The 24,338-nt window shown below is 71.0% G+C and carries 23 protein-coding genes; 5 read left to right on the top strand and 18 right to left on the bottom strand.

All coding sequences use genetic code 11. From position 1 onward, the window contains the following. Nucleotides 1-745 precede the first annotated feature (745 nt). From ACQP2F_RS05085 to ACQP2F_RS05070, 4 genes are read right to left on the bottom strand one after another with little or no spacing between them, the layout of a single operon-like run. Complete coding sequence (locus ACQP2F_RS05085; RefSeq protein ID WP_433301091.1) at nt 746-1,225, bottom strand: GyrI-like domain-containing protein; 480 nt, start codon at nt 1,223-1,225, stop codon at nt 746-748. Further along, nucleotides 1,225-1,638 (bottom strand): glutaredoxin domain-containing protein, encoded by a 414-nt coding sequence (locus ACQP2F_RS05080; RefSeq protein ID WP_433301089.1) that lies wholly within the window; start codon nt 1,636-1,638, stop codon nt 1,225-1,227. The genes ACQP2F_RS05085 and ACQP2F_RS05080 overlap by 1 nt, the downstream gene beginning before the upstream one ends. Nucleotides 1,639-1,678: 40 nt before the next feature. Continuing rightward, nucleotides 1,679-2,176 carry a 5-(carboxyamino)imidazole ribonucleotide mutase gene (gene purE / locus ACQP2F_RS05075; RefSeq protein ID WP_433301087.1) on the bottom strand — a complete coding sequence of 166 codons (498 nt, stop codon included), beginning with the start codon at nt 2,174-2,176 and terminating at the stop codon, nt 1,679-1,681. Continuing rightward, entirely contained in the window at nt 2,177-3,328 is a 1,152-nt protein-coding gene (locus tag ACQP2F_RS05070) for a 5-(carboxyamino)imidazole ribonucleotide synthase (protein ID WP_433301085.1), read from the bottom strand. Between the two features lie 83 nt (nt 3,329-3,411). Between ACQP2F_RS05070 and ACQP2F_RS05065 the strand changes: the two genes are divergently transcribed. Then, complete coding sequence (locus tag ACQP2F_RS05065; RefSeq protein ID WP_433301084.1) at nt 3,412-3,969, top strand: Uma2 family endonuclease; 558 nt, start codon at nt 3,412-3,414, stop codon at nt 3,967-3,969. 15 nt (nt 3,970-3,984) lie between these two features. Here the strand turns inward: ACQP2F_RS05065 and ACQP2F_RS05060 are convergent, their stop codons facing one another. From ACQP2F_RS05060 to mca, 4 genes are all read right to left on the bottom strand, one after another. Further along, on the bottom strand, nt 3,985-6,033 hold the full coding sequence (locus ACQP2F_RS05060) for a thioredoxin domain-containing protein (protein WP_433301082.1): 2,049 nt from the start codon (nt 6,031-6,033) through the stop codon (nt 3,985-3,987). A gap of 19 nt (nt 6,034-6,052) precedes the next feature. Then, nucleotides 6,053-8,596: a putative bifunctional diguanylate cyclase/phosphodiesterase gene (locus ACQP2F_RS05055; RefSeq protein WP_433301080.1), complete on the bottom strand. Its 2,544-nt coding sequence runs from the start codon at nt 8,594-8,596 to the stop codon at nt 6,053-6,055. Nucleotides 8,597-8,845: 249 nt separating this feature from the next. Continuing rightward, nucleotides 8,846-9,205 (bottom strand): hypothetical protein, encoded by a 360-nt coding sequence (locus ACQP2F_RS05050; protein WP_433301078.1) that lies wholly within the window; start codon nt 9,203-9,205, stop codon nt 8,846-8,848. Nucleotides 9,206-9,874: 669 nt separating this feature from the next. Beyond that, nucleotides 9,875-10,756: a mycothiol conjugate amidase Mca gene (gene mca, locus ACQP2F_RS05045; protein ID WP_433301076.1), complete on the bottom strand. Its 882-nt coding sequence runs from the start codon at nt 10,754-10,756 to the stop codon at nt 9,875-9,877. A gap of 45 nt (nt 10,757-10,801) precedes the next feature. On the opposite strand from mca, the gene ACQP2F_RS05040 reads away from it, so the two are divergent. Both ACQP2F_RS05040 and greA read left to right on the top strand, forming a co-directional pair. Beyond that, nucleotides 10,802-11,278 carry a DUF4307 domain-containing protein gene (locus ACQP2F_RS05040; protein WP_433301074.1) on the top strand — a complete coding sequence of 159 codons (477 nt, stop codon included), beginning with the start codon at nt 10,802-10,804 and terminating at the stop codon, nt 11,276-11,278. Between the two features lie 141 nt (nt 11,279-11,419). Further along, on the top strand, nt 11,420-11,914 hold the full coding sequence (gene greA, locus ACQP2F_RS05035; RefSeq protein ID WP_433301072.1) for a transcription elongation factor GreA: 495 nt from the start codon (nt 11,420-11,422) through the stop codon (nt 11,912-11,914). Nucleotides 11,915-11,941: 27 nt separating this feature from the next. On the opposite strand, the gene ilvA is transcribed toward greA, so the two are convergent. Genes ilvA through ACQP2F_RS05020 form a run of 3 tightly spaced genes read right to left on the bottom strand, consistent with a single transcriptional unit; the run spans nt 11,942 to nt 15,734 of the window. Continuing rightward, a complete protein-coding gene (gene ilvA / locus ACQP2F_RS05030; protein WP_433301071.1) occupies nt 11,942-13,180 on the bottom strand; it encodes a threonine ammonia-lyase in 1,239 nt (412 codons plus the stop codon). A gap of 21 nt (nt 13,181-13,201) precedes the next feature. Continuing rightward, the gene (locus ACQP2F_RS05025) at nt 13,202-14,560 is read right to left on the bottom strand and encodes an amidase (protein ID WP_433301069.1); all 1,359 of its coding nucleotides are present in this window, start codon (nt 14,558-14,560) and stop codon (nt 13,202-13,204) included. A 22-nt stretch (nt 14,561-14,582) separates the two neighbouring features. Further along, a complete protein-coding gene (locus tag ACQP2F_RS05020) occupies nt 14,583-15,734 on the bottom strand; it encodes a cystathionine gamma-synthase (RefSeq protein WP_433301067.1) in 1,152 nt (383 codons plus the stop codon). A gap of 24 nt (nt 15,735-15,758) precedes the next feature. Here ACQP2F_RS05020 and ACQP2F_RS05015 point away from each other — a divergent pair, with 24 nt between their 5' ends. Beyond that, nucleotides 15,759-16,172 (top strand): HIT family protein, encoded by a 414-nt coding sequence (locus ACQP2F_RS05015; protein ID WP_433301065.1) that lies wholly within the window; start codon nt 15,759-15,761, stop codon nt 16,170-16,172. 48 nt (nt 16,173-16,220) lie between these two features. Next, nucleotides 16,221-16,892, top strand: coding sequence for a peptide-methionine (S)-S-oxide reductase MsrA (msrA, locus tag ACQP2F_RS05010; RefSeq protein WP_433307350.1), 672 nt, complete (start codon nt 16,221-16,223; stop codon nt 16,890-16,892). Nucleotides 16,893-16,973: 81 nt separating this feature from the next. On the opposite strand, the gene ACQP2F_RS05005 is transcribed toward msrA, so the two are convergent. From ACQP2F_RS05005 to ACQP2F_RS04975, 7 genes are all read right to left on the bottom strand, one after another. Further along, on the bottom strand, nt 16,974-17,852 hold the full coding sequence (locus ACQP2F_RS05005; RefSeq protein ID WP_433301063.1) for a DUF4393 domain-containing protein: 879 nt from the start codon (nt 17,850-17,852) through the stop codon (nt 16,974-16,976). A 698-nt stretch (nt 17,853-18,550) separates the two neighbouring features. Next, nucleotides 18,551-19,660, bottom strand: a complete 1,110-nt coding sequence (locus ACQP2F_RS05000; protein WP_433301061.1) for an AAA family ATPase — start codon at nt 19,658-19,660, stop codon at nt 18,551-18,553. After that, nucleotides 19,660-20,706 (bottom strand): bifunctional DNA primase/polymerase, encoded by a 1,047-nt coding sequence (locus ACQP2F_RS04995; protein ID WP_433301059.1) that lies wholly within the window; start codon nt 20,704-20,706, stop codon nt 19,660-19,662. Before ACQP2F_RS04995 ends, ACQP2F_RS05000 begins: the two co-directional genes overlap by 1 nt. Before the next feature lies 1 nt (nt 20,707). Further along, nucleotides 20,708-21,082 carry an RRQRL motif-containing zinc-binding protein gene (locus tag ACQP2F_RS04990; RefSeq protein ID WP_433301057.1) on the bottom strand — a complete coding sequence of 125 codons (375 nt, stop codon included), beginning with the start codon at nt 21,080-21,082 and terminating at the stop codon, nt 20,708-20,710. Continuing rightward, entirely contained in the window at nt 21,082-21,420 is a 339-nt protein-coding gene (locus tag ACQP2F_RS04985) for a hypothetical protein (RefSeq protein ID WP_433301055.1), read from the bottom strand. The genes ACQP2F_RS04990 and ACQP2F_RS04985 overlap by 1 nt, the downstream gene beginning before the upstream one ends. After that, a complete protein-coding gene (locus ACQP2F_RS04980) occupies nt 21,417-21,857 on the bottom strand; it encodes a hypothetical protein (protein ID WP_433301053.1) in 441 nt (146 codons plus the stop codon). Before ACQP2F_RS04980 ends, ACQP2F_RS04985 begins: the two co-directional genes overlap by 4 nt. 200 nt (nt 21,858-22,057) lie before the next feature. After that, nucleotides 22,058-24,334, bottom strand: a complete 2,277-nt coding sequence (locus tag ACQP2F_RS04975) for an FtsK/SpoIIIE domain-containing protein (protein ID WP_433301051.1) — start codon at nt 24,332-24,334, stop codon at nt 22,058-22,060. Nucleotides 24,335-24,338: the final 4 nt, after the last annotated feature.

Genomic DNA, 24,338 nt, shown 5'->3' with positions numbered 1-24,338 from the left:
CCGCTCCCGTCGCCCGCCGCTCCCGTCGCCCGCCGCTCCCGTCGCCCGCCGCGCCCGCCGCCCGCCGCCTCCCCCGCCCGGTAACGGGTGGGCCCACGGTACGGCCTGGCTATGACAATTTCCGGCCGTTGTCCACAGCGCCGATCGCGGCCGCCTCGCCCGTGCCGTCGGACGCCGGTGTCTTCGCCCCCGGCGCCGTCTCAAGGGCAGGCCTTGGTGGGATGTTGGCGGCGTACCGAGCAGCGGTCGCGGTGGCGGACGGCAAGCGGCTGTGGCGGTCGCGGTGGCGGACGGCAAGCCGCGGTCGCGGTGGCGGTGGCGGTGGCGGACGGCAAGCGGCGGTGGCGGTGGCGGACGGCAAGCCGCGGTCGCGGTGGCGGTGGCGGTCGCGATGGCGGACGGCAAGCGGCGCTGGTAGTGGCGGACGGCAAGCGGCGCTGACGAATAGCGATGACAGGCGGCGAACGGCAGCAGCGAAACGGCAGCCTCGACCAGCAGCGGCGACCGGCAACGGCGACCGGCGATGACGAGCGGCGAACGGCAGACGACGAGACGGGCGTCGCCGGCATGTCGCGGCGGGTGCTGTGTCGCCGGACGCGAGGGGGCTGATCCACCTGTCGCGCGTATTGGTGAGCAGAGCAAAGGGCGCCAGAAGGGCTGCTCAGACATCGCCCGTCCGAGCCGCCGCCACCACCTGCGTGACCCGATCGGCGAGACCCTCAACCTCGGCGAAACGCGCCGGAACTCAATCCGCGAGACGGATTGCCAGCTCTATCTGCCACTTGGTTTTCATGCGCTCGGACCTCGGGTCGGTCAAATACATCTCGTAGCGACACCCGAATCGGTCCCCCGCCGGGTTCTCGACCACATCCATCGCCAGCCCATTGCCGCGAATCCAGTCGATCAGCGTCCCATTTGCACGCCGGCCGTGGTTTACGTATGTCATCGTCGCGTAGTTGCCTGCGGGCAGGACGCCGGGCGAAATCCGGGCCACGGGGGCGATCGGCTCCGGCGTCTCGATGCCGACTTCGATGTCCATCGGGCCGTCCATGTTGACCACGCGCAGGCGGAAGAATGTGTGCCCGTCGCCGACTCCGGCGTCGTACAACTCCTGCATCAAGCGGTCGCGGACGGCGAACATGCCGCGAAACGGCGTGACGACCCGGATACCCGCGAAATGCCGCTCGGGCTTGGCGACGACCGCCGGCCGGGTGATTATCTCCATCAGGCGCGAGCCAATTCCCGTACGCGATCGGGCTGCGGATTGACCATCGCCTCGCTTGCCGTTATCACCGTCGGCACCGTCTCGTTGCCGTCGGCGACGGCACGCACCGAGGCCGCACCCTCGGGATCGGCCCAGATGTCGACCCAGTGCAGACGGTTCGCGTCGCGCCCGAGTGACGCGCGCAGCCGGATGCAGAACGGGCAGCCGGGCCGCCAATAGACGATCGGCCGGCCGTCGACAGCGCTGGCGGCCCGCGCCGACGCGTCGGAGACCGACTTCGGGAAGGCGCGCGGCGACGTCAGAACCGCGACGACGGTGAGGACCAGAAAGAGCACGAGGGCGGTGCCGACATTGCCCGCCGCCAATGAGGTGACGCCCGCGAAAAGCGCCATGGCGAACGAGACGATCGACAATCCCCAGCGTCGCATCATGGGCGTGACGCTACCCCACCGGCTAGCCCAGCAGGCGCTCGCGCAGGGCGGCGTCCTTCTCGGCCACGAGCTTCTCGAGACCGGCCTGGAACGCCGACATCCGGTCGCGCAGGGCCGGGTCGGACGCGCCCAGAACGCGGACGGCCAGCAGGCCGGCGTTGCGCGCGCCGCCGATCGAGACCGTTGCGACCGGGACACCGGCCGGCATCTGGACGATCGACAGCAGCGAGTCCATGCCGTCGAGGTGCTTGAGCGGCACCGGTACGCCGATCACCGGAAGCGGGGTCAGAGCGGCGACCATGCCGGGCAGGTGGGCCGCACCGCCGGCGCCCGCGATGATGGCTTTGATGCCACGGTCGGCGGCGCCCTCGGCGTAGTCGACCATCTTGCGTACGGTGCGATGGGCCGAAACGACGCCGACCTCGAACGGCACGTCGAACTCGGCCAGCGCGAGCGCCGCGCCCTCCATCGTGGGCCAGTCGGAGTCGCTGCCCATGATGATGCCGACGACCGGTGCCATCTACACGCCTTCCTGAAGCCACTTGGCAGCGCGGACCGCACGGGCCCGCACCGAGGTCATGTCGTCGCCGAGGACGGTCACGTGGCCGATCTTGCGACCGGGCCGCACCTGCTTGCCGTAGAGGTGGACGCGTGCGCCCGGATCGGTGGCGAACAGATGGTGCAGCCGCTCGTCGATGGAAATGCCGCCCGGGGCGCCGCCCAGCACGTTCGCCATCACGACCGCCGGCGCGGTCAGCGTGGTCGCGCCCATCGGGTAGTCGAGCACCGCCCGCAGGTGCTGCTCGAACTGCGAGGTGCGGGCGCCCTCGATCGTCCAGTGGCCGGAGTTGTGCGGCCGCATCGCCAGCTCGTTGACCACGATGCCGCCGTCGGTCTCGAACAGCTCGACCGCGAGCAGGCCGACCACGCCGAGCGCGTTGGCCAGGTCGATGGCGAGCTGCTGCGCCTCGAGCGCGCGCGACTCGGAGAGGCCGGGCGCCGGCGCGAGCACCTCGACGCAGATGCCGTCCCGCTGCACCGTCTCGACCACCGGGTAGGCCGCGACCTGCCCGAACGGCGACCGGGCCACGAGCGCGGCCAGTTCCCGCCGCAGCGGCACCCGCTCCTCGACCAGCAGCGGGGTGCCGGTGGCGACCAGCTCGGCGGCCTCGTCCGGCCCGGCGAGCATCCACACGCCCTTGCCGTCGTACCCGCCGCGGACCGCCTTGGCGACGACCGGCCAGCCGCCGCCGCCCGCTTCCGCGAACGCCTCGATCTCCGCCGCCGTCCCGACCCGCTGCCAGCGTGGCACCGGCGCGCCCATCGCCGCGAGCCGCTCCCGCATCCGCCCCTTGTCCTGCGCGAAGACGAGCGCCGCCGAGCCCGGGAAGACCTTGACCCCTTCGGCCTCCAGCGCCGCGATGTGCTCGTTGGGCACATGCTCATGGTCGAACGTGACGGCCTCACACCCCTTGGCGAACTCACGGAGAGCAGCCAGATCGGTGTGCGTGCCGAGACGCACATCGGCCGCGACCAGCGCGGCGCTGTCATCGGGCGAGACACTGAGCACGCGCAGTGACTGGCCGAGGGAGATCGCGGCCTGGTGGGTCATCCGGGCCAGCTGCCCTCCGCCCACCATGCCGACTACGGGCAGACCGGTTCGGGTATCCATCGCCCGCCCAGCCTAGCCGCGCCGGTCGGAGGGGTTATCCACAGCCCCGGCCGAGCGCCGCCCAGCTTCCGTAGCATTGCGGCATGAGCGCGGAAGCAATCGGCAGGAACATGCCTGAGGTCATCACTCTCGATGACCTTGCCGCCATGATTTCCGCCGACACGCACGGCCGACGATACGAGGCCAGCCCCGAGGGAGTCCTCTTCGTCGTGCCTCCCCCCGACAGCGAGCATGCCGTCATCGCCACCCACCTCATGGCCTGGTTCATCACCGCGGGGTGGCCGCTCGGACAGCTGATGCAGGTCGCCGGCATCCGGGTGCCGGGGCCGAACGGCGACGGCGGCCGCATCCCGGACCTCACCGTCTGGGCGAAACCGCAACCGCACTCGGTGTGGTTGTCCACCGCCGATCTGCTGCTGGCCATCGAGATCGTTTCCCGGGGTTCCGAGGCGATCGATCAGCTGGTCAAGGTCGGCGAATACGCGAGCGCGCGCATCCCGCGGTATTGGACGGTTGCCCGCGACGCCGCCCGCACGGTCACGCTGTTCCGCCTCAGCGACGGCGGCATCTACGAGACGGAGGCGCAGATGCCGCTCGACGAGCTACTGGAGGGCGCGCCGGGCGAGTTTCTGCAGCTCTGATGGGCGCGGGCGGATTCAGTTGCGCAGGCGGGCGACGAGCTCTTCCGGGTCGGTCACCGGGCGATCACAGACAAAACCGCGGCAGACGTACGCGGTGGGAGCGCCGCCGATGAGCGGACGGCCGGCCAGCAGCGGGACGCCGGGCCGATCGGGCTCGCCGACGACGATGACGGCCCCGGGCGGAGCGTGGCGGTGCGCGGCCTCGATCAGAGCCCGGGCGGCGGGATCGGCGGCAGCCGGCACGGCGGTCGTGGGGGCGTGCTCGGAGGAGGTGCCGGCCGGCGCGACCGCGATGGCGATCTCGTAGGGGCCGGCCAGTGCTGCCTCGGCGACGGCCGCGGAGTAGCCGGCGAAACGCGGATGCCCGGCGATCAGCGGGGCGACCCGCTCGAGCGCGGCGTCGGCGGCCTCGCGGTAGGCCGTCTCACCGGAGAGCGCCGCGTAGGTGATCAGGGCCGCGCACAGCGCCGACAGGCCCGACGGCGTCGCGTTGTCGGTGGGGTCGGCGGGGCGGGTGACCAGGCGTTCGGCGTCGTCGGCGGTGTCGTAGAAGCCGCCGTCGCCGGTGGGGAAGTGGGCCAGCGCCACGTCGAGCAGGTCGCGGGCCAAGGTCAGCCAGCGGCCGTCGGCGGTGAGCTGGTGCACGGCCAGGAACGCCTCGGCCACGCAACCGTAGTCGTCGAGCACGCCGACCGGCTCGCCGACCACGCCGTCGCGGGAGACGCGGCGTAGGCGGCCGTCGACCAGGTGACGGGTGGCCAGCACGTCGGCGATCGCGACGGCGGCCTCGCGCGAGTCGGCGGAGCCGGTCAGGGTGCCGTGCTCGGCCAGCGCGGTCACGGCCAGGCCGTTCCAGGAGGCGACGACCTTGTCGTCACGGGCCGGCTGCGGGCGGGTGGCTCGGGCGGCGAGGAGCTTCGCGCGTACGCCCGACCAGCGGGTGACCAACGACGGCTCGGCGGCGTCGATGTCGCGGGCCAGCACCAGCACACTGCTGCCGTGCTCGAAGGTGCCCTGCGCGGTCACCCGGAACAGGTCGGCCGCCCAAGCGCCGTCCTCGGGACCGAGCACCTCGGTGAGCTGGGCGGGCGTCCAGGCATAGGTCAGGCCCTCCACCCCGTCGGCGTCGGCGTCGAGCGCCGACGCCAGCCCTCCGGCCGGCGTGCCCAGGTCACGCAGGAGAAAGGCGGCGGTCTCGTCGGCGATGCGGCGGGCGAACGGGTCACCGGTGAGACGCCACAATTGGGTGTACGCGCGAAGCAGCAGCGCGTTGTCGTAGAGCATCTTCTCGAAGTGCGGCACGGTCCAGTGCGCGTCGACCGAGTAGCGTGCGAATCCGCCCGCGAGCTGGTCGTAGATGCCGCCGCGGCCCATCCGCTCGGCGGCCTCGCGCACCACCTCGAGCACCTCGGCCGACCCGGTCCGCTGGTGGTGCCGCAGCAGGAACAGCAGATTCATGTGCGGCGGGAACTTGGGCGCGCCGCCGAAACCCCCGTACGTGCGGTCCTGGTCCTTGAGGAGCGCGGTGACCCCGGCCGTGAGCAGATCGGCCGAGATCGGCGCCGTCGGGCCGCCGACCAGCTGGGCGCCGCCGATTGCCTGCACCACCGCGGCGCCCTGCTTGACCACGTCGTCGCGCTTGTCGCGCCAGGCCTCGCCGACCGACTCCAGCAGGCGCGCGAAGTGCGGTTTCGGGTAGTAGGTGCCGCAGAAGAACGGGTCACCGCCGGGCGTGGCGAAGACCGTCATCGGCCAGCCGCCCTGCCCGGTCATGGCCTGCGTGGCGGTCATGTAGACGGCGTCGACGTCCGGCCGCTCCTCCCGGTCCACCTTGATCGCGACGAACCCGTCGTTCATCAGCCGGGCGATCGCCTCGTCCTCGAACGACTCGTGGGCCATCACGTGACACCAGTGGCAGGCCGCGTAGCCGACCGAGATCAGCACCGGCACGTCCCGGCGGCGGGCCTCCTCGAACGCTTCCGGCGACCATTGCCACCAGTCCACCGGGTTGTGCTGGTGCTGCAGGAGATAGGGCGAGGTCGCGTCAGCGAGGCGGTTGGCCATGAGCCAACCCTAGACACTCTCAGGAGGCGTCGTCGGCGCGCAGCGGGCGGATGTTGTCCGGGGCGGCCTCGGTGAGCTGGGTCAGCGCCTGCACGATGCGGTCGGCCGGCATCGGCTTGCAGAAGTGGTAGCCCTGGGCGTTGGGGCAGCCCAGCTCGATCAGCGCGGCCCGCTGCTCGGTCGTCTCGACGCCCTCGGCGACCACCCGCACGCCCAGGCGGGCGCCCAGCTCGACGGCGCCGCGGACGACGGCCTCGGCCGCCGACGAGTCGATCATGTCGTCGACGAAGGAGCGGTCGATCTTGATCTCGTCGACCGGCGCCCGGGTGACGATCGACAGCGACGAGTAACCGGTGCCGAAGTCGTCCAGCGAGAGCTGCACGCCGCTGTCGCGCAGCTCGGCCAGCACGTCGTCGACGATGGCCTCGTCGCTGACCGCGACCGACTCGGTGATCTCAAGGACCAGGCTCGAGGCGGGCGCGCGGTGGCGGCGAAGGGCATCGGCGACCTGGCCCGGGAACGCCGGGTCGAGCAGGCTGCGGGCCGACACGTTGACCGAGACCGGCACCTCGACGCCGACCGCGGCCCAGCTCGCGGCGGCGGACAGGGCGAGATCGAGCACCCGGTGGGTGAACGGGGTCAGCAGCTCGGTGTGCTCGACCGTGCGGATGAAGTCGTTCGGCGACAGCTGGCCGCGGCGCGGGTGCTGCCAGCGGACCAGGGCCTCGACGCCGGTCGGCGCGGCCGTGACCAGGTCGACCGCCGGCTGCAGGTGCAGCACGATCTGGTCGTGGGCGGCGAGCGCGTCCTGCAGCTCGGCCAGCAGCGCCAGCTCGTCGATGGTCACCGCGTCCTGGCTGGTGTCGTAGGTCGCGACGGCCAGCTCCTGTCGCTTGGCCTGGTCCAGGGCGAGCGCCGCGCGCCGGACCAGCTCGGTCAGCTCGATCCGGCCGGCCCGCCCGACCACGACGCCGACGGCGATCTCGACGGCCAGCCGGACGCCGGCCACCTCCATCGGCAGGCCGACGTGCTCGGCCAGCTCGCGGGCACGCCGGACCGCCGAGGGCAGCGGCGGCGGCGTCTCGTGCAGCGGCGTCGAGGAGTCGGCGAGCGCGGTCAGGCCGGGAACGAGCAGCGCGAACTCGTCGTCACCGACCCGGGCCACCAGCTCCGACCCGCGGGACAGCTCGGACAGGCGCTCGGCGATCAGGCGCAGCACGTCGTCGCCGCCACGGTGGCCGAGTGTGCCGTTGACCTCGCGGAAGCCCCGCACGTCGAGCAGCAGCAGGGCCACGTGGCTGTCCCGCTCGAGCTCGCGCATCAGGCGGTCGCCGTCGGTGAGCAGGCTGCCGCGGTTGCGCAGCCCGGTCACCTGGTCGTGCACACCGTCGTGGTCGGCGCGCCGGCGCAGCTCGGTGAGCTGGTCGTGGGCCGCGGCATCATGCAGCGCGGCGGCGAGCGCGTCGCCGTAGGCGGAGATCGCGGCCTCGTCCCGGGGCGCGGGCAGGGTCGGCTCGGCCAGCCAGACGGTCAGCTCGCCGACCACCTCGCCGGCCACCGCCATCGAGCGGGTGATCGCGGGCCCGGTCCGGCCGCCGAGCGAGATGTCGTGCCCGGGTCCGTCCTCGGCGTACCGGCGCTCGCCCCCCGCGACGCGCACCTCGATCTCGACCCGCCGGGCGCCGAAGACATCGAGCGCGCCTCGCAGGCCGGCCTCGGCCACATCGGCCTCGGTGCGGCCGGGCAGGGCGGCGGTGGCCGCGGCGAACGCCTCCCACATCCGGCGTTCCTCCTCGGCTCGCAGGTGCATGCGGTAGGTGCGTTGCAGCAGCCACAGCGCCGGGCCGAAGGCGAGCAGCCAGATCGGCTTGCGCACGAGGACGGCCACGGCGCCCAGCCCGACCAGGACGTTTCCGACGAACATCGGGACCTTGGCATACGGGATCCGGGCGAAGATCTGCTCGGCCGCGGCATCCCGGTGCAGCGCCAGCGTCAAGGCCGCCAGCCCGAAGGTGATCAGCAGGTAGGTGAGCGCTCCGGCGACAAGAGCGATTTGCGTCCGTACGCCGAGGACAGCCCCGTCCCCACCGATGAGCCGGGCCACGGTCGCCGCCCCCGCCGTTCCGAGCGCGAGCGACGCGGCCAGGTGCGCGACCTCGGCGACGTTGCGGTGTTCGTCGAGCCAGGACAGCAGCGCCCAGGCGACGGCGGCCCCGGTCAGGGTCGCCAGCGGCAGCCAGCCGGGCGGCGCCACCACGTACCCGATGATGAAGGCGGCCTCGCCCCACGAGACGGAGACGACGCCGCGCCCGAGCCGGAAGCGCAGTCGCGCGAGCTGACCGGCCGTCACCAGAAGTGCGGCGAGGCCGAGCCCGGCCATTACCGAGAGTGGACGATCGTCGGGTCGCGCGACCGGCAGCAGGGTGCCGCCGACGGCGACGAGAACGGCCAGCGCGACCACGCACGCGGTCAGCGCGCGGACGCCCCGGGAACGGCCCGCGAGGCCCGCCGCGTCGATCCACGATCGACGGACGCCGGCGCCGGGGACCGGTGGGGCGGTCATGAGTTGTCCCTGTTCACGTGCGGCACTCGCGAATGCACGTGCATCTGCAGGGGCGAAAGCCGGGGGCGGGGAATGGTCATTTTCGGCGCCCCCTTCCGCGCAGGGTCGAGGGTCGTTGAGACCCCCGGCGGAAGGCTAAATCAATCCCGATGAACACAACAAGGGTTGACGTACGAGACGTGTTTGGCTTTTGTCTGACCAATACACAGCGTATTGGTCGCCGTCGTGGCCGAAACGGCCGCGACGTGGTCAAACGCGGCCCTGATCGCCTTCCGCGCGAGCAGCATCACCCTGAGTAGTATCGCCCTTGACCTCGGCCTCCGTGACGGCCGCACCGGTCGCCGATCGATTCTGATCGACGTCGGAGTGAAGCGGTTCGACACCGGAACGCTCAAGGTCAGTATTCAACCGGGCAATCTCAGCCTCACGCTGTGTCCGCTGTCCGTCCGTGAAACTGTCGGGAAGCCGACGCAAGCGCTTGTTCATATTGCGGATCAGCAAAACAGTCGCTATGGAGAGCAACACGATGACGAACAGACCCATGGGCCCGGCGAGCCCGCCGGACCGGGTGTCACCGAAGTTGTTGACCGCGACCGAGATGCTATCCACGCCTCCAGACTACGCCGCCAGCCCATGATCGCCCCCGCCGACCGCTAGCGACCTGCCCGCGCGACCCGCCCGCACGAGCCGCGCGGCCGAGCCGCCCGCATGAGGTCGCCGGGCGAGCTGACCGCGCGAAGTCACCGGGCGAGCTGACCACGCGAGGTCACCGGGCGAGCTGAACGCGCGAGGTGGCGGGGCGAGACGCCCGGGCGGCATGCCAGCGCGCGGTGGCTGGGCGAGACGCCCGGGCGACATGCGAGCGCGCGGTGGCTGGGCGAGACGCCCGGGCGACATGCCAGCGCGCGGTGGCTGGGCGAGACGTCCGGGCGACATGCCAGCGCGCGGTGGCGGGGCGAGACGCCCGGGCGACATGCCCGCGCAAGGGTTGCACGGGCGACGTGCCGAACGAGCTGCCCGCGCGAGCCGCCCGCCTCAGGCACGCGGCCGATCTGACCACGCGAGGTGCCCGCCCCTGAGCCTTCTCGTGCGGCGAGCCCCTTCACCACGGAACTGCCCGCGATCGCCCCGTCGAGGGGGAGGCGGTCGATTTTCCGTCGCCGCGGGGTTTGCGGTGCCGGGAAATCGGCCGCCTCCCCCTCGACCTAAAGGGGGCGATCGCCCGCGGCGCCGGAGGCGACGCCATCAAGCACAGTCGGCGGGACAACCCAAAAAACCTCAGCGCACGTCAGCGCTCTCGTGAATACCGGCGAACAGGTCCGACTCCGGCACCGGGCTGTCGACCAGCGACCGGGCGAGCTCGAAGTCCTCGGTCGGCCACACCTTCTGCTGCAGCTCGAGCGGGATGCGGAACCAGAAGCCGTCCGGGTCGACCTGGGTGGCGTGCGCCCGCAGGGCGTCGTCGCGGACGCCGAAGTAGTCGCCGCACTCGACCCGGGTGGTGATCTTGTCACCGCGGTCGTCGCGGTCCGACCATTTCTCCAGCCATTCCGCGTACGGCGACTCCAGCCCCGCCGCCAGCATGCCCTCGTGCAGGGCCAGCATGCGCGCCCGGGTCCAGCCGGAGTTGTAGTACAGCTTCAGCGGCTGCCACGGCTCGCCCAGCTCCGGGTACTGCTCCGGGTCGCCGGCCGCGTCGAAGGCCACCACCGAGATCCGGTGGCACATGATGTGGTCGGGGTGCGGATAGCCGCCGTTCTCGTCGTAGGTCGTCATCACGTGCGGCCGGAACTCGCGGATCAGCTTGATCAGCGGCTTGGCCGCCTCCTCCGGGTCCTGCAGGCCGAAGCAGCCCTCGGGCAGCGGCGGCAGCGGGTCGCCCTCGGGCAGCCCCGAGTCGACGAAGCCCAGCCAGGCCTGGTCGACCCCGAGGATCTCGCGCGCCTTCGCCATCTCGGCCCGGCGGATGTTGGTGATGTCGGCCAGCACCTCGGGCCGGTCCATCTTCGGGTTGAGCACGCTGCCACGCTCGCCGCCGGTGCAGGTGGCGACGAGCACGCTGGCGCCCTCGGCGACGTATTTCGCCATGGTCGCGGCGCCCTTGCTCGACTCGTCGTCGGGGTGGGCGTGCACCGCCATGAGGCGCAGCTGCTCGGTCACCGAAGGGCTCCTCTGGTTTATGAGCGGGTCAGGTCAAGTGCGAAGATGAACTCTGCCATTCTGGCCGATGCCACCGACAAGAACTGCACGAGAGGTCGTCAGGTGAGCGAGACGCACACCACAAACCCGGTCTTCCCGCCCGGTCGCTACGGGCGCCGGCGCGAGGGGCGCCGGCGCCGGGTGCTGCCGATCGCCATCCTGGTCCTGGTGATCGCGGCCTCCCTGGCGGTGACCTGGAAGCTCTACCAGCGGTACGGGCAGACCGACTACCAGGCGCAGATCGTCGGCTGGCGGGACCCGACGCCGACGAGCTTGACGATCAAGTTCACGGTCCGGGTGCCGGCCGGCGCCGCGGCCCGATGCGACCTGCGGGCCCGTGACTACGACGGCAACGTGGTCGGCCGCCGCACGGTGACGGTCAAGGCCGGGCCGGACGCCACGACCATCGAGGCCGAGGAGCCGGTGACGACCACGAGCCGGGCGTCCGTGGGTGACGTTCTGCGGTGTCAACCGGCGGGCTGATCGCCTGTCGGTCCGCGTTTGAATAGTGCAAGATCGAGCAATCCAGGCGCGGTGCGTACCGCTGGTAAGCTTGGTGATTCGCTCCGTTCAGCATGCAACGGCGATGTTGAGCGTTTCCCCGTCCACGCAAGGAGATCGACCGTGTCCAGTTCAGAGGCGCCCAAGACTTGGCTTTCCCAGGACGCTTACGACCGGCTGCAGGCCGAGCTCGACGAGCTGATCGCCGCGCGGCCGGCCGTCGCCGCGGAGATCAACGCGCGTCGCGAGGAGGGTGACCTGCGGGAGAACGGCGGCTACCACGCCGCCCGCGAGGAGCAGGGCAAGCAGGAAGGCCGCATTCAGTACCTCAAGGAGTTCCTGCGCACAGCCGAGGTCGGCGAAGTCAAGACGGCCGACACGGTGCAGCCCGGCTCGGTCGTGACGATCTACTTCGACGACGACAAGACCGACACCGAGACGTTCCTGCTCGGCTCCCGCGAGATCGCCTCCACCACCGACCTGACCGTGTACAGCCCGGAGTCGGCGCTCGGCAAGGCCATCCTCGACGCCGGCCCCGGCCAGACCGTGACCTACACGGCCCCCAGCGGCGCCGACATCAAGGTCACCGTGGTCGAGTTCGGCCCCTACCAGGGCTGACCAGCACGACAGCGAGCCGGCGCCGCCTCACGGGGTGGCGTCGGCCAGCAGCGCCACCCGGTAGCCCGCGCCCCGCAGCATGCTGATCAGCGCGGCCGAGTGGTCCGGCCCGCGGGTCTCGACCGACAGGGCCACCTCGACCTCGCCGAAGCTCAGGCGCGGGCTTTCCCGTACGTGTGCGACGTCCACGACGTTGGCCCGCTGCTCGGCGATCTCGGTCAGCAGTCGCGCCAGCTCGCCCGGCCGGTCGTCGCAGCGCACCGCCAGCCGCAGGAAGCGGCCCGCCGACGCCAGCCCGTGCTCGATCACCCGCAGCAGCAGCATCGGGTCGATGTTGCCGCCGGAGAGGATCGCCACCACCGGCCCGGCCGGCGGCACGCAGGCGCCGGTCATCAGCGCCGCCACCCCGGCCACGCCGGCCGGCTCGACCACCATCTTGTGCCGCTCCAGCACCATCAGCAGCGCCGCCGACAGGTCGTCGTCGGTGACCGTCACGACCTCGTCCACAAGCTTGCTGACGTGCGCGAACGTGAGCTCACCCGGCCGCAGCACGGCGATGCCGTCGGCGATGGTCACCCCGCGGTCCAGCTTCTGCGGCGACCCGGCGGCCAGCGAGGGCGGGTACGCCGCGGCCCCCGCCGCCTGCACACCGACGACCCGGACATCCGGCCGCAACGCCTTGACCGCCACCGACAGCCCGGAGATGAGCCCGCCGCCGCCGACCGCGGTCACGATCGTGGTCGCCTCCGGCAGCTGCTCGAGGATCTCCAGGCCGACCGTGCCCTGCCCGGCGATCACGTCCGGATGGTCGAAGGGGTGGATCAGCACGGCCCCGGTCTCGTCGGCGAAGCGGCGGGCGGCGTCCAGGGCGTCGTCGACGGTCGTCCCCGCGTACTCGATCGCCGCTCCGTACCCCTTGGTCGCCGTGACCTTGGGCAGCGGCGCGCCCTCCGGCATGAAGACGGTGGCGCTCGCGCCGAGCAGCTCGGCCGCGAGCGCGACACCCTGCGCATGGTTTCCGGCGCTGGCGGCCACCACGCCGCGCTTGCGCTCGGCGTCGGAGAGACGGGCGATCCGGGTGTACGCGCCGCGCACCTTGTACGACCCGGCGCGCTGCTGGTTCTCGCACTTGAGCCAGGCCGGCACTCCGGTGATCTCCGACAGCGGACGCGAGTGGATCAGCGGGGTCGGCTCGACCACGCCGGCGAGCAGCTCGCGCGCGGCCTCGACGTCGGCCAGCGACAGCAGTTCGAGAGGGGCAACCATGGGAAGGATCGTGCCACCCGCCTACGCGAAGGCGTGACGCTGCCACGGGTTGAGCATCTCCAGCTGCCCGGCGAGCGAGAGAAGCAGCAGCTCGGAGTCGGGCGGGCCGACGATCTGGACGGCCAGCGGCAGCCCGTCCGGCCGCACCCCGACCGGGACGACGATCGCCGGGAGACCGGCCACGTTCCAGGGCGCGGCGTACGGCGCGTACCGCATGTTGACCGCCATGTTGTGCCGCCAGGAGCCGGACGAGTACTGCTCGGCCGGCGGGGGCGCGGCCGCCAGCGCCGGGGTGAGCAGCACGTCCACGTTCTTGTCGGCGAAGAACTTGATCGACTGTTCCCGCCAGGCGTCCCGATGCGCCTGCTTGACCAGGCCGGCCTTCCACGCCCACTTGCCGAGCGCGATGTGCCGGCGGGTGCGCGGCTGCAGCTTGGACACGTCGAGGTTCTGCGACTCCCGGTAGGCCGACGCGAACCAGGTCGCCAGCACCCGTACGCCCAAGGCCGTCGGATAGCGCGGGTCGGCGGTGACCGTGTCGTGTCCCGCCTGGGTGAACAGCTTCGACGCGGTGGCCACCGCGTTCCGGTTGGGCTCGTCCGGGCGGACGCCCACCACCGGCGACCGGGTCGAGACGCCGATGCGCAGCTTGCCCGGCTCGACCAGCTTGGCCGGCTCGCGCCCGGCCAGCACCGAGAAGCCGAGCACCGCGTCGGAGACGGTGGTGGTCAGCACGCCGTTCTCGACCAGGCCGAACCAGCCGTCGATGCCGAGCTCGGCCGGGATCACGCCGCGGCCGGGCTTGAGGCCGACCAGCCCGCAGCAGGCGGCCGGGATGCGGATCGAGCCGAGACCGTCGTTGCCCTGGGCGATCGGCACCAGGCCGGCCGCCACCGCGGCCGCCGACCCGCCGGACGAGCCGCCCGGCGTGCGGTCGCGGTCCCACGGGTTGCGGGTGGGCGCGTCCTCGTCGTCGGTCACCGCCCACAGGCCCATCTCGGGCATCCGGGTGACGCCGACGACGATCGCGCCGGCGCCGCGCAGCCGCCGGACGACCTCGTGGTCGACCTCGGCGACCGGCTGGCGGGCCGCCGCCGAGCCGCCCCAGGTGGGCAGCCCGGCGACGGCCGTGTTCTCCTTCACCGCGACCGGCACGCCGGCCAGCGGGAGGTTGGCCAGGTCTTCCTGGTCGTCGACCTTTTCCGCCTCGCTCAGCGCCTCGCCCGCCCGGATCACCCGGAACGCGTCGAGCGACGGGTCGGAGATGGAGATCTGCTCGATCGTGTCGGCGACGATCTGGGTGGCGGACACGTCACCGCGCCGTACCGCCCGGGAGATCTGTTTCGCGGTGGCGCCCACCCAGCTCGAACCGTCCGACATGCCATGCTCCGTTGTTGAGGTGTCAGCCGAGCGCCTGCTCGAGGTCGGCGAGCAGATCGTCAACGCTTTCGATGCCGACAGACAGTCGCACGAGATCGGCGGGTACTTCAAGCGGAGAGCCCGCAGCGGACAGGTGTGTCATCTGACCCGGGTGCTCGATCAGCGATTCGATTCCGCCGAGCGACTCGGCCAGCACGAACAGTTTCGTCTTGTTGCAGATCGCGATCGCCGCCTCGGGGCCGCCGGCCGCCCGGAACGACACCATGCCGCCGAACCGCTGCATCTGCTTGGCCGCCGTCTCGTGCCCCGGGTGCGACTCCAGACCTGGGTAGAGGACCTCCGCCACGGCGGTGTGCTCGCCGAGGTATCGGACGATGCGCTCGGCGTTGTCACAGTGCCGCTCCATGCGTACGCCCAATGTCTTGATCCCCCGCAGCGTGAGCCACGCGTCGAAGGGCCCGTTGACCGCGCCCATCGCGTTCTGGTGGAACAGCAGCGTCTCGCCGAGGTCGTCGGTGGCCGTCACCAGCGCGCCACCGACCACGTCGGAGTGTCCACCCAGGTACTTGGTGGTCGAGTGGATCACCACGTCGGCGCCGAGCGCGATCGGCTGCTGCAGGTAGGGCGACGCGAACGTGTTGTCGACGGCGAGCATCGCGTCGTACTCGTGGGCGAGCGCGGCCAGCGCCGGGACGTCGGCGACGTTGAGCAGCGGGTTGGTGGGAGTCTCGGCCCAGATCATCCGGGTGTGCCCGGGGCGGAACGCGGCCCGCACCTGGTCGATGTCGTCGAGTGGCACCGCGGTCCAGTCCAGTCCCCAGTTCTCGAGAACCTTCGAGAAAAGACGGAAGGTGCCCCCGTACGCGTCACCGGGGATCACCACGTGATCGCCGGGCCGGCAGACGGCGCGCAGCAGCGTGTCCTCGGCCGCCAGCCCGCTCGCGAAGGCCAGGCCGCGACGTCCGCCCTCGATCGCGGCCAGGCACTCCTGCAGCGCGTCCCGGGTCGGGTTGCCGGAGCGGCTGTACTCGTACCCGAGGCGGGGTGAGCCGACGGCGTCCTGCGCGTACGTGCTGGTCTGGTAGATCGGAGGCACCACCGCGCCGGTCCGGGGATCCGGCTCCTGGCCGGCGTGGATGGCGAGGGTGTCGAAGCCGTAGCTGTTAGCCGTCATGCTGCGCAAGGCTAGTCTCACCTGGTGGCGGACTGCGTGTTCTGTGCGATCGTGGCGGGGTCGGTGCCCGCCTTCAAGGTCATCGACGGGCCCTCCGGAGTCGGCTTTCTCGATACCCGGCCGGTGTTCAAGGGGCACGTGCTGGTGGTTCCCCGCCAGCACGTGGTGACGCTGCCCGAGCTGCCCGTTGCTGATTTGCCCGGATATTTCGGGCTGGTGCAAGACGTCGCCGCCGCCGTTCCCGCCGCGCTCGGCGCCCAGGGAACCTTCGTCGCGATCAACAACATCGTCTCGCAGTCGGTCGCACACCTGCACACGCACGTGGTGCCCCGGACAAAGGGCGACGGATTGCGCGGGTTTTTCTGGCCGCGCACCAAATATGCCAGCGACGAGGAAGCCACCGAGTACGCCGCCAAGATCGCCTCGGAGCTCGGGTAAGGATTGCCTAACCCCCGGCGTTGTGCAGGGCGGATGAAGGGAGTGACCGTGTTCCTGCGGCACAAGAAGCTCGAGCTACCCACCCCCGACCAGGCCCTGCCGGGCCGAAGCCTTCCGATGCCGGTCGCCGACAAGCACGTCGTGCTCGGCACCCCGCTGAAGGGCCCGTGGCCGTCCGGCCTCGAGGTCGCCGTCTTCGGCATGGGCTGTTTCTGGGGCGCGGAGCGCATCTTCTGGCGGCTGCCCGGCGTCTACTCGACGTCGGTCGGCTACGCGGGCGGGTTCACCAGGAACCCGACCTACGAGGAGGCCTGTTCCGGCTCCACCGGTCACGCCGAGGTCGTGCAGGTGGTGTACGACCCGAGCAAGATCGCCTATGCGGACCTGCTGAAGGCCTTCTGGGAGAACCACGACCCGACCCAGGGCATGCGCCAGGGCAACGACGTCGGCACGCAGTACCGTTCCGCGATCTACACGACCACGGACGACCAGCTGCGCGTCGCGCGGGAGTCGCTGGAGGCGTTCCAGCCGGTCGTGTCCAAGGCCGGCCACGGCGCGATCACCACTGAGATCAAGCCGCTGACGGCCTACTACTACGCCGAGGACTACCACCAGCAGTACTTGTCCGACGCGAAGAACCCGTACGGCTACTGCAACCACGGCCCTACAGGGATGAAGATATGTGCCCCTGATCAGTGGGACATCAAGACCGACGGGTGACCCTTCAACACGCATCGGTGCCCGGTGCTCCGATGGCGGCACGCCCGCAGTGCACCGCGAGCGGGCCGCCATCGTCATGGATCACTCCTGCGCGTCCGCAGGAGGATTCCCTACATCGGTCGATGTAATGACCGGCGGCGACACGGCCCGATAGAATCGTTCCGCGAACGCGTTCCGTCGGATAAGGCCCTTCGTGAACGTGATTGAGTCAACATCCGGCATTTCACCAATCCGGACGTAATCAGGGGAAGTAGTGACCCACTCGTACGCCGCTTCATTGACAGCATGCTCGGCATACGTCGCATCCACGAGTCCCAGCCTTACCCAATTGTCGATCCAGGTTGGTATCAAGGAATTCTGGGTGGAGCCTTCGCCGTTAATGCGGAAAGGCGTTAGATGCATCATCTTGACTTGATAGCCGCCCGGGACAGTATTTTCCACCCGGACAATAGGCCACTGCTCCTGGGCAAGGACGGTATTCAACAAATTTGCTTCGCTCGCCGTCAGCTCTTTGATCACTTGAGCGAATGCCGGATGCGCGTCTGCGTTCCGGCGGTCATCTGAGGCAGTTGTAAGTAGATTTAGGTACAATTCTTTGAGATCAGGTTCCTCGGCAATGTAACTCAGAACCTGCATCGTAGGCACCAGAACACTGGGCGGCGGAGTAACCATGTTTTCAGAAGGGATGTCGGCCGTTTTCGCCGCCATCTCATCCACGAACGCGTCCTCGAAGTAGGCAGCGCTCTCGCCGAAAAGCCGGGCTACCGGGTACCAGAGCTTGAGCTTGACCCGCTCCACCAGCGCAACGCGGGCACCCCTCGTCCGGGCCGCTGCTTTCATCTCCGCGGTTTCCGCGGCAAGGGCCACTATCGACTTGTTGGTCTCTTCGTCGGGACTTAGCGCTTTGTTAACCGCAGCACCAACGACCTTGCCGGCTGCCGCGATTTCTGACCCATTCACGCGTGGCATCGTAGCTCGATTTGGTCACCCTCGGGCTCGACATCACCCGAACGAGGGCTGGACTCAACTGCCGTACCGGTGCCTACGGCAGTTCGTGACCGACTGCCCCTAACCTCGGACTCAACAGCACGCCCTGACAACGACGAATGCCCCGACCTAAACCGGTCGGGGCATTCCGCGTTCGTCCTGCTAGGCGGCCCTGCGGGCCGGTCGGGCGCGCGCGGCCGGGGCAGCGGCAGGCTCGGCGGCTAGCTTAAAGATCGCAGCGACTCTCTCAAGGACGTCGGTGTCCTCAATGGTCGGGGGCAACCCCTGCTTTGCCCTCGATTGGGTGACCATCGCGCGAAGTTGATCGATGTTGGTAGGGACTCGTGCGGCGCTTTCCGGGCGACCTTGATCGACAAGCGCCAGCGGCCGGGGATTTGCTTCTTTTCTGAAACACTGAGGCGTTGTGCTGGTGATCTGATCTGCTTCCGCGGCGGTCGTGGTGGTGCTGTCGACGGCCTTGAGTCGCACGATGACGGCCTCCCGGTGCTGCGGTGCGGTGTTGGCGAGGGTGCGAGGCTCGATGTCCCTGCGGCCCTCTGCGCGGCCCGCTGAGAGCCACGCTGAGCCAAGATCTCGGACACCCTGGGGTGTTCCTATGCATCCGAGAGGAATCATCCTGGATCCTTCGTGTTTCAGCCGATCTCCCATGATCAGCCGTCCTCTCGGCTGTCACTCTCGCTGTCACTGGCGTTTCCGCAGGTCAGCTCAGGTTGAGTGACGGCAGTGACAGGAGTGACAGCGGTGACACCGGGCACCCGGTACCGGCCGCCTGGCTCGGCGGCCAGCTGCCCATCGGCGAGCATCCGCGTGCAGTTCTGCCGCACGGTGTCCGCCTTGAGCCCGGTCCCCTCAGCGATGACCTTGGGCGTCGAGCCGGGCGCGCCGCGCAGGTAGCGCAGGATCGCCGCGCGGGTGTCGCTGAGCTGGTAGTCGCCGGCCGGGCCGTCGAGCATCCGCCACGCACCCGCGGCAGGGTCGAAGGTCAACGGGTACTCGTTCTCGTCCACGTCGCGGCCGGTCACGTGCAGCACGCCGTCACCCTGGTTGCGCGCCCGCTTGAGCACGAGCGTCGCGTCCGCGGCCCCGGCGAGCCCGTTCGTGCCGGACACCTCGGACAGGAAGTCCTCCGAGCCCGCCTTGCGCACGTGGTGCACGGCGACAACCGCGACGCCGTAGTCATCAGCGATCTTCTTCGCCCGACCGACCGCGGCGTAGTCGGCATCGTAGGCGGACGCGCCCGGCGCGGAGTTGCCGCGCAGCTTGGCGAACACATCGATGATGACCAGCCGCGCCCGCGGGTGCCGGTCGAGCCACGCAGCGATGGCCTGATCCCCGCCCTGCGGCAGCGGCGGGCACTGGGTGGCCAGGGTAAGCCCGGCCGGGGCGGGCCGGTCGCCGAGCACCTTGCGCAGCCGGGTTTGCAGCCGCCGCGCGGTGTCTTCGAGGGCGAGGTAGAGCACCGGCCCGGCCTCCACGTCGATCGTGCCGAACGCGCGGTCGCCGCGGGCGACGTCCACGCCGAGCCCGAGCGACATCCACGACTTGCCGACCTTGGGCGGCCCGCACAGCAGGGTGAAGCCCTCGGCGATCACGCCGGGCACGGCCCACTTGGGCGGGGCGAACTCCATCGCCATGATGTCCGCGGCGGTCCACGAGGTGCGCAGCCGGGCGGGCTTGTCGACCGCGGACAGCACCGCCGCGGCGTCGTCCGGTCCGGCGATGCGCAACGCGGGCCGCTGGTCCGGGGTCGGGGCGGTCATCACGCCACCTGCCGCGGCCGGCGGGCACCGGCCCGCAGCCCGGAAGCGATCGTGCGCTCGATCTCCCGCGGTCTCAGCCCGAGCCGGGCGGCGGCGTCGGTCAGCACGGCGGTCACGGTGTCCTCGGCGACCGCGCCGCCCGCGGCGAGCTGCCCGAGGGTCTGCGCGGCCATGAACAGTGCGTGGTTCCGCCCGCCCTCGCCGACCTCGGCGAGCTTGGACAGGGTGCCGTCGATCGCGGCCCGCACGTACGCGCCGCGCCGGTCCGCGGGCAGCTCAATGACGACCGGCGGCCCTTCCGGCCGTAGCGGTGCGGGCCGTAGCCGCTCGCCGAGCCAACTGGGCATCCCGGCCGTGGGCACGTCCTGCCGGATGGTGTACGCGCGCCCGGCGACGATCGAGCCCGCGGCGACGACGTAGCCGCCGCGCGCGCGGGTGTCGATCAGCCAGCCCAGCGCGCCCGCGGTGTTGCGCAACTCGACGGCCTCGGGGTGGCGGAAGTACAGGTGCAACCCGCCGCGGCCGGTCGTGACCGCGTACGTGTCGTCGGGCACCGGGTGGCCGAGGTCGCCGCACAGGTCGGTGAACACGCCCCACCCGTGCATGTAGCCCTCGGATCCCGCGGGCGCAGCCTGCCCGGTCTTGCGGGCGTCAAAGTCGAGCACCACGAGGCAGGACGGCCCGCACGCGATGCCGACGTTGTACGAGCCGGCCGTCCAGCATCGGCGGATCCGGTCAGGGTCGGTCGTGGCGCGCTGCTCCCATCGGTCGATCGCGGGCCGCTTGTCGTCGGGACGTAGCGGGAAGACGTGCCAGCCGCGGGCTGCGGCGGACAGTGCGGCGGTCAGGAAGTCGTTGCTGTGCATGGGGATCTGCTCCCTTGTGTCACTTGTGGATGGTGCGAGCCGGGTCTCCGCGCAGGTCTTGTGGCAGGGCCGCTCCTTCTCGTCGCGCAGGATCGACAGGCGTCCGCAGATTCGGCAGGGCAGCGCCGGGCCGGTGCTGTGGGTGCGCCAGTCGAGGAAGCCCGGCTCGGTGGCGGTCATGTCAGTGGGCCGGGTTCCGGTCGTCGCGGCAGTCAAGGCACTCGCCGAACGAACGCGGGATGTAGTAGGGCCGCACCTCGCCGCAGGTCGGGCACGTCCGGCGGGCGCGCAGCGCGGCGCGCACCGCGGCGAGCTGGGCGGGGCTCGCGGTGCGCTTGGGCCGGGCCAGGTCGAGCCGGTACAGGTACGCGGCCCGGGTGCCGCCGACGCCGCGCCACAGGATCTGCGCGGCGATCGGCTGACCGCCCGGCCGCAGCCCGCGGGCGCGCAGTTGCCGCCGGGTGGCGTAGCCCGCGGGTGCGCCCTGCCACCAAAAGGTGGGCAGGCCGTACCGGGTGCCCGCGGGATCCCAGTAGGTGGCCCGGATCCGGGACATCAGGCGGCCCTCCGCCCGATCGCGAACCGCTCGCCGCGGCCGGTCAGCACGTGCGGCCGGACGATGACCGCGTCCAGCAGCTCGCCGAGTAGCCGCAGCAGCGTGGCGAGCTGCCCGCGCGCGGTGTTTCCGTTGCGGTGCAACGGGATCCGGATGACCACCTCGGCGTACTCGACGTCGGCGGCGCGGGTGCGGGTCATGACGGCCCGGCCGCTTCCGCGGGCAGTGACGACAGGCCGGGCGCGGTGGGTGTCGATGCCGCAGGTGTGGTCTTGGGCGCACCATTGGGTGTGCTGGGTTGCGATCCGGGTGAGCCGGGCCATCGTGCGGGTGGTCATCGGGTGCCTGCCTCGTGCTCGTCGGTGTCGCGGAGGGCTTGGACGTAGGTGCCGGCGGCGGGCGGCCGGGCCGCGGGCGCGGCCGGGGCGGTTCCGGAGTAGGTGGCGCGGCGGTAGGCGTTCATCACGGCGCGTCCCCAGCGCATCCGGACGCCCTTGCCGCGGCACAGGCGGCACGGCTTGTGGTGGCGGATCCGGTGGTTGCCGGTGCCGTGGCAGCGAAGGCAGCGGGCGTAGGGGGTGCGGGAGCACTGCTCGCGGTAGACCATCGCGCCGAGGGCGGCGACCGCGAGGCCGGTCCAGGGGTGCCCGAGACCGGCCGCGAGGCTACCGACAGTGATCAGAGTGAGTCCGGGTGTGGTGCGGGCGGCGAGCCAGAGCAGGCCTGCGAGCAGGGCGAACATTGCCCATAGCGGGTTGCGGGTGGGGGTCTTCACCAGGGCCTCCAGGGCGGTTTTTGGGTGTGCGGGACCATGCCGGGCGCTAGGAGCGAGTCGGCTGGTGATGGCGCGGCTAGGGGGCGAGGGTGGGGGCTAGCGGACCCGCTAGGCCTCGCGGGTGATCCCGCTAGGCCTAGCGGCCCGATCTCCGTCGCCGAGGGCGTCGGCCGGGCCGGTGTCGGCCCGACTGTCCGCCGCTACTGACCCTTCTTGTCGTCACGCTCGGTGATGGCGGCTTCCAGGTGGGCGAGGCGGATGCCTTTGCGGGTCTTCTCGATCCCGGCGTCAACGGGGGCGTCGGCCGGGCGGACCTGCCCGACGTCGACGGTGGGGGACTTCCAGCCGGGCGCTTCGGCCTTGAGCGCGGCCATCAGCGCGGCCTGCGACTTCCACCGGTCGGGGTGCCGGGTGTTGATCCGGTGGAAGATCACGTCGCCGTGCAGGGCGATCTCTTCGCCGATGAACACCGCGCGCACGTCGTCGAGCGCGCTGTGCGCCGGAGCGGCCTCGACCTGCTCGACGATCCCGGCCGCCGCGCCGATCAGCGTCCCGGCCTTGGTCCGACCCTCCAACGCGGTAGCGACGATCCGCTTTACGTCCGGCAGCACGAACGTGGTCCGGACCCGCACCGGCTCGCCGCCCTCGGAGCCGATGTACCAGCAGGACCCGCGGTCGTCGGCGGCGGTGCCGGCCGCGCCGCGGCGGAACGCGGTCGCGTCGACGCCGCGCTTGTAGGCGCCGGTGCCGAGGATCATGTCGTTGCCGGGCTGGCCGTTCTGGTGGAACGCCACCCGCACGATCGGCAGGGAGCTGATCGAGGTCGGGATGGAGTCGGTGTCGGTGCGCTGAGAGGCGATCTCGACGTGGATCCCGCACGCCCGGCCGATCTTCATCAGGTCGGTGAGCAAGGCGGCGATGTCCTTGCCGTAGATCGGGTCGCCGAGACCTTCGTGGATCTCGTCGATGATGACCAGGATCCAGGGCATGTTGTGCTTCTTCGACCGGGCGAGCCGGTCGGTCAGCGCCGCGGCGTTGTTGTCCAGCATCTCCGAGCCGACCTTCTTCAGGTCGGTGAGGACCTGCCGGCGGCGGATGATCTCGCGCTTCAAGCTGGTGAGGTAGCCGACCAGCATGCGGGCGGTCTCGGTGGGGTCGGCGTCCGCGCCGTAGGCGTAGCTGACCGGCTCGAGTTCGGCGTAGTCGCCCATGCCCTTGAAGTCGAACACCGCGAGCTGCGCGCCGTCGACGTCGGCGGCGGCCAGGCACGCCAGCCCGATCAGGTAGGCGGTCTTGCCGGAGCCGGGGGTGCCGGTGGTGATGCCGTTCGAGCCCGGCAGCGGCCAGCGCACCGGCCGGTTCCGCGGGTCGTAGCCGATCGTGCAGGGAGCGCCGACGTTGACCGGCTTGCCGAGGTAGGCGAACCGCTTCGGCTTGGTCTGCCCGGGGTCGATGTCCAGCACCAGGATCTCCACGTGGCCCGGCACGCCGGTCGGGGCCTGCGACAGGTGCACCATCGCCGGAGGGCGCTTGAGGGCACCGGCGATGACGATGGACTTGGCCATCACCATCTGCGTGGTCACACCGGGGATCGGGTGGGTCTCGGCGATCTTCCCGCCCGCGCTGTCGTCGCGGAAGATCACATCGACCGGGGAGTGCCCGGCCTTGACCACGTCCTTGAACTGGGTGATCCCGGTGGCCAGCAGCGCACCGGTCACGGTGTCATTGGTGACCGGCGGATAGGGCGACGGCTCCCGGAACTGCGGCAGGAACGGCGCGGTACGCGCCCGGCCGTACCAGACCAGCCAGCACCCCAGCCCGATCCACGCGGTCAGCGCGGCGTGACCGAGGTTGCCGCGGATCAGGTCACCGCGGCCCAGCCACACCAGCAGAACGATCAGCCCGATCAGGCAGACCAGCGGCAGGATGGTGCGGGAGCGGACCACCCGGCGGCGGTCCTTGACCTCCCGATGCCGCTCGGCGCGGGCCTTGAGCCACGCGTCCACGTCAGCCCGGCCGTCGACGGCCCCGGCGGTCTGATCGGCGATCACGAGGGCCTGCCGGTCGTCGACGTAGTTGAAGAAGTCGGTGACCGAGCGGGCGATCCCCCGGAACCACCACCCGGACGCGCGCACGGACCACGCGCCGAGCACCACGAACGTGTTCCACAGGTAGCGCCACTTGTACATCCACAGCCGGTGCAGCTTGTGCTTCCAGCCGACCGCCCACGCCCACTGCTTCAGCTCCGGCGGCGTGTCCGTGACCTGCGCGGCCACGATCTCGCCCTCCAACACCTCGGTGTCCACCGTGCCGGCCGGGCCGGTCACCGCGGGCGCCACGTCGTCGGGCACCTCGGACGGGACCAGGGCCGCGGCCTCGCGGCGCTGACGGGCGGCTTCCAGGTCGACGACCTCGCCGAGGTCAGACTCTGCGGCCTTCCAGTCGAACTCGTTCGGATCGTGGTTAGGGGTGCTCATCTCG

Source organism: Actinoplanes sp. CA-030573 (assembly GCF_050951115.1).
Classification (GTDB): Bacteria; Actinomycetota; Actinomycetes; order Mycobacteriales; family Micromonosporaceae; genus Actinoplanes.
This window is presented reverse-complemented; position numbering and strand designations above follow the sequence as displayed.